We start from the raw sequence: 5,490 nt of genomic DNA on the forward strand, positions 1-5,490 counted from the left end.
TAAGACTATTATTGATACCCACCTAAAATATGGGAAGTATTTGTCGTTAAAGTCTTACATAGATAAAAAAATTAAAAAAAATTTACAGCCCGTGGCCGATTACGACCAAATATGCAGTTAGACCCTATAGTGGAGCTGCTGGGGGAGTAACTACTGGTATAGGAGTATTTAACTTAGTTTATTATAATCCAGATATTGAAAAGTATTGGGTTATTGACTATAGAATATTTTCGCCTGATCATGATGGTCTTACAAAGATAAATCACTTATTAGAAATGCTTAATAGTGCTGTATATAGTAAGCAAATACATTTTAAAACAGTGTTATTTGACACTTGGTATTCAACTCATAAAATAATGCAGCATGTTGATAGTTTAGGTAAGATCTATTATGCACCAATAAAGTCAAACCGAAACTTATCCAGAGTTAGTGGTAAATACAAATATCAAGCTGTTTCAAGTCTAGATTTCTGTGAAGATGAGCTAGTAAATGGAATTGAAGTACACCTAAATAATTTTGCTAAAGGTAAGCATGTACAGTTATTCAAAATTACTGTTTCTACCAACAGAGTTGATTACATTGTCACAAATGATAAATCTCAAAGATCATCTGATGCTGCACAAAAGGAGTCTGGCTTTAGATGGGTTGTTGAGTGCATGCATAGAGAAGTTAAGCAAGTTACAGGTATGGAAAATTGTCAGTGCAGGAAACAAAGAATTCAAAGAAATCACATTGCATGTGCTTTCTTAGTATGAGGCTTTTCTTAAACGGTTAGCTAACAAAACAAGTAAAACTATTTATCAATTAAACTAGGAATTACTAGATGATTATATGCAACAACAGCTTAGATCTCCTGCAATAAAATACCAGGAAATCTAAACATAGCGTAAGTTTTGTGGTGTTGAATCCACAAAATATATACCTGTTTCTTCACCTTTAAATAGTTGAGATAAGTAGCATTATGTAAGTAATGCTGATTTTTGAAGTTCCACAAATCTGTTATGATTAAATGTTTTAGGGAACTCTCTTTTCATATATTTACAAATATGAAACAGATAAAAGTTTTGAAATTTCCATAATGACTTTGATGAAATATAATCAAAATTGTTAAAACCTTACTAAGAGACATCATACTCCTTCTGTTTCGTTTTCTTTTAGGCAATAATTTACTTTTATAAAATGGTACAAATTCTATACAAAAAGCATCAATAAAATAAAAAATAGTTTCTATTTCTATATCTGAAATATTTTTTGAAAAAGTATATTTTATTTACATGCTTAAGTCGAATTCAGGTTAAGATAGTAAGCAACAATTTATTGTTAACTTTGTGCTAAACGAATAGGTTGACAAATATTTTGCTCTTATTTAGTATCTTTTAATGTAAAATAGTCACTTATTTTTTGAGCTTTTAAATAAAATATTGTAGAGCTTTTTATACACACATTCTGTATTTTACTTTCTTTGAGTTGGATTATGAATGTCACTACATAAACTAAATATTTTTCAAGAAAATAAATAGTAGAGGGATAATAATGAATATTGAAAGTTACTATAAAGAGAAACTGATGAGTGCCGAAGAAGCTGCTTTACTAATACCTGAAGTTGGCTCAATCTCTATTGGGATGAGAGTAGCGACTCCCCCTGCTTTGATAGAAGCGGTTGCAAAGCGCGCTAGACAGGGAAATATTAAAGACTTGAGAGTTTACTATATGCGCTGTGGTGGTGGCGCAATGGATACCTTGTTCCAAGAAGATTTACTTGATGTGGTGCACCCTTACTCTTCAATGCTAACTAAAGATGAAGCGAAGTTAGCAATTGCTGGTTTTAAAAAAGGGAAAAAACTTATCAACTTTGTCCCTATTTCTTTTTCTCGTTATCCTGAAACAATTAGTAATTTGACTGAGCTCGATACTTTTTTAGTTACAGTTGCTCCTATGGATAAGCATGGTTATTTCAACTTTGGTACTAATGGCGATTATGCAATAGAACTTTCGCGCCATGCGAAAAAATTAATTGTAGAGGTTAACGAAAATATGCCGCGTACAGCAGGTGAGAGCCTGCTCCATATTTCAGAAGTAGACGCTATTATTGAAAATACAGTACCATTGTTGGAAGAGAAATCACATCCTTTAACAGAAGTTGATCATAGAATTGGTCAAATTATTGCTCCAATGATTTGTGATGGAGCGACCATTCAAATTGGTATTGGTAGAGTCCCTAATGCTGTGGCAGAACATCTAGTAAATCATAAGGACTTAGGGATACACACTGAGGTAGTCACATCTGGGCTGATTGATTTGATAAAAAAAGGTGTGGTGACTAATAGCAATAAGAGAATCAATCGCCATGTGAGTGTTTTTACTTTTGCTATTGGAGACCGAAATGTATATGACTTTATCGATGACAACCTTTCAATGGCTTGTATGCCTGTATCGTATGTAAATAACCCAGAAATTATTGGAAAAAATCAAAATATGGTGTCGATAAACTCTTTTGTTGAAATTGATTTTTTTGGACAAGTAAATTCAGAGTATATAGGACATCAGTTTTCTGGAGCAGGTGGCCAACTTGATTTTATCCGTGGAGCTCATATATCTGAAGGAGGGATCTCTATTTTAGCTAGTAGTTCAACAGCTGCTGGAGGTAAGCTATCTCGAATAGTTCCTCGATTAACTTCAATGACAACAGATACAAGGCTAGATGTTGATCATGTTGTAACTGAGTATGGACATTGTAAATTGGCAGGGTTATCTACTACTGAGCGAACTAAAGCATTAATTAGCATTGCACATCCAGATTTTCGAGAAGAATTAATACGAAAGGCAAAAGAAATTAATTGTATATAGTGGAGAATATTATGTATTTTAAACAAAAACCGTCACTATTGTTTACCCCTGGTAATAAAGTTGAACATTTTTCCAAGGCTCGCACCGTGCACTCTAGTGGAGTTATATTGGATCTTGAAGATTCAGTTGCTTCAAAAGATAAATTATTTGCTAGGAACCAAGTAATTAACTATTTAAAAGATGCCTCGAGTAAAGATTTAATTCATATTGTTAGAATAAACCATATTAGCACTATAGAAGGGTTAGCAGATATATTAGCGTTAGCACAAAGTAACATAAATATAGATGCATTGTTGAGCCCTAAGACGGAGTCTGCAGTAGAACTAAATCTCATAAGTGAGATATTATCAAATTATCCCAATCTGCCTTTAATTGCGTTAATTGAAACAGCTATGGGTATTTCTGTTATTAATCAAATTGTGCATGGCAGCAAAAATATATCTGCACTTATGTTTGGAGCAGCAGACTATGCTTTAGATATAGGTAGTCAAGGTAAAGCAGAAGATTTGATGTTAGCAAGAATGCAGTTAGTCCAAGCTGCTGCTATAAAAAAACTAGCATGCTATGATTCACCTTTCTTTAATTTTGATGATGATAAAGGATTGGTAGATAGTTTAATATATGCTCAAAATATTGGTTTTACAGGCAAAGCAGCTATACATCCCAAGCAAGTTACAGTAATAAATCATAAGTTTAAGCCAAGTGATATAGCATATTTTGAGGCAAAAAAAATAGTTGAAACATTCGAAAATTCTAAAGGTGAAGTTTGTCAATATAAAGGAAAAATGATTGATATACCGGTTTATAAAAAATCACAAACTATTATAAGTTTGTATGAGCAGTTAACTTAAGGAGTTAGTTATGCAAGTAAAATTGTACCAAGAGCTTGGAGATAATCATTACAGAGAGGATTTTGGTTTTTACTATGAAGATTTTCATATAGGTATGGTTATAGAACACCGTCCTGGTAGGACAATAACTCGCAATGATAATATCTGGATGACTTTGTTAACCATGAATACAGCTCCATTACATTTTGATGCTCATTATAGTAGTGGTACGGAATGGAAAGAACCGTTGGTTGATAGTACTTTGACCTTGGCTATCGTTACAGGTATGACAGTTAATACTGTTAGCAAACGTGTAGTAGCTAACTTGGGCTGGGATAAAGTTAAGCTTATTAAACCAGTTTTTGAAGGAGATACACTTTATGCCGAGTCAAAGATCCTTAGTAAGCGCGAATCTAAATCAAGGCCTACTCAAGGGATAGTAACAGTACTAACTAGTGGAGTGAATCAACGCAATGAAGTGGTAATGACTTTTGAACGTACTATTTTAATTTACAAAAAAGGTAATTTTCCAAATTATGATTTATGATTAAAATTTACTGAGAACTTAGCTATAGAAAACTAATTTAAATATAGCTAAGTTTAGGTCATGAAATAATTCTTTTTTCTTATAGAACTTGAATATTTATAAAATAGGCAAATTAGCAGTTCATCAAACATGTAGTACACAAAAGCAGGAAATCAAAAATATATATTAGCAATAGCTAATTCATTATCTGATGATGTGGTGATACCACGAAGTGTGACTCACTGTGGGTTCGCTGGCGATAAGGGTTTCACTCTTCCAAGAACTTAATGCCTCTTCATTATCAGGTTTAAAAGAGGAGGTCAAAGGCTGTGTATGTGGGATTTCTAATAGTAGAACCTGTGAGATAGGTTTAAGTTATCACTCGGGATTAACTTACTATTCTGCATTTGATTTATTAGATAAGAACTCCTCGTCTAGATTCTTAAACGTTTGACTTAATTGTGTGTAGTAGCTGACTAATCATTCCTTTTAAAATCAATTATCTGCCTACGTTGTTTTTTTGTAGGCTTTTCTGGTCTTAATAAGTTAGCAGTTTTTCTGATAATTGCTTCTTTTTCTCTCTTTTCGATACTTTGTTGTGTTTCTATGTAGAGTTTTTGAGCTTCAGTAGCTGATTTTCTAATTTCATCGAGAGCTTCAACAATTATTGTTTTTTTAATATATGACTGTTGAATTTGATATTCATCACCAATATTTACAGTTTTGCTAACTTTTGTTTTTTGTCCTTGAAAGTTGACTTTGCCACCTTCGATAGCTTTTTTTGCAAGAGCTCTAGTTTTGTAAAATCTTGCAGCCCATAACCATTTATCCAGTCTTACACTCATATCAGAAGAGAGTTAATTTAATTAATTTGATTATATCTAATAATAACTAGCATTTTAACTAGTTTTAAAGTCTGCTATCCTAAAAGGCAACTTAGGACTGCAAAAAAGTAGGTGGCTTAAAAGGATACGTGTCAAATTCGGTCACATCGTAAATTTTAAGTGCCTCTAAACATTGCTATATATATCTTTGAGAAGGTTTTCTTTAAAAGATATTTTTTATGAAAAGAAATTAATAAATCCCAGCAATTATTTGTCATTAAAAATGTCTCTACTTCTCACATTTTCTATCTTAATAGGTCTTTTATTCATTACTATTAGGGTCTAACTGCATATTTGGTCGTAATCGGCCACGGGCTGTAAATTTTTTTTAATTTTTTTATCTATGTAAGACTTTAACGACAAATACTTCCCATATTTTAGGTGGGTATCAATAATAGTCTTA

At 32.4% G+C, this 5,490-nt stretch carries 5 protein-coding genes; 4 read left to right on the forward strand and 1 reads right to left on the reverse strand.

Annotated elements, in window-relative coordinates; translation table 11 throughout:
* Nucleotides 1-257 precede the first annotated feature (257 nt).
* The 4 genes from F8C69_RS08795 (at nucleotide 258) to F8C69_RS08810 (ending at nucleotide 4,224) form a co-directional block, all read left to right on the forward strand.
* Complete coding sequence (locus F8C69_RS08795) at nucleotides 258-755, forward strand: transposase (protein ID WP_236352437.1); 498 nt, start codon at nucleotides 258-260, stop codon at nucleotides 753-755.
* Between the two features lie 778 nt (nucleotides 756-1,533).
* Nucleotides 1,534-2,847 (forward strand): acetyl-CoA hydrolase/transferase family protein, encoded by a 1,314-nt coding sequence (locus tag F8C69_RS08800; protein WP_159184913.1) that lies wholly within the window; start codon nucleotides 1,534-1,536, stop codon nucleotides 2,845-2,847.
* Between the two features lie 11 nt (nucleotides 2,848-2,858).
* Nucleotides 2,859-3,698, forward strand: coding sequence for an HpcH/HpaI aldolase/citrate lyase family protein (locus F8C69_RS08805; protein ID WP_159184914.1), 840 nt, complete (start codon nucleotides 2,859-2,861; stop codon nucleotides 3,696-3,698).
* 10 nt (nucleotides 3,699-3,708) lie between these two features.
* Nucleotides 3,709-4,224, forward strand: coding sequence for a MaoC/PaaZ C-terminal domain-containing protein (locus F8C69_RS08810; protein ID WP_159184915.1), 516 nt, complete (start codon nucleotides 3,709-3,711; stop codon nucleotides 4,222-4,224).
* 455 nt (nucleotides 4,225-4,679) lie between these two features.
* On the opposite strand, the gene F8C69_RS08820 is transcribed toward F8C69_RS08810, so the two are convergent.
* Entirely contained in the window at nucleotides 4,680-5,048 is a 369-nt protein-coding gene (locus tag F8C69_RS08820) for an RNA-binding S4 domain-containing protein (protein WP_159184916.1), read from the reverse strand.
* Nucleotides 5,049-5,490 lie beyond the last annotated feature (442 nt).

The organism is Francisella noatunensis subsp. noatunensis (assembly GCF_009823375.1).
Lineage (GTDB): Bacteria > Pseudomonadota > Gammaproteobacteria > Francisellales > Francisellaceae > Francisella > Francisella noatunensis.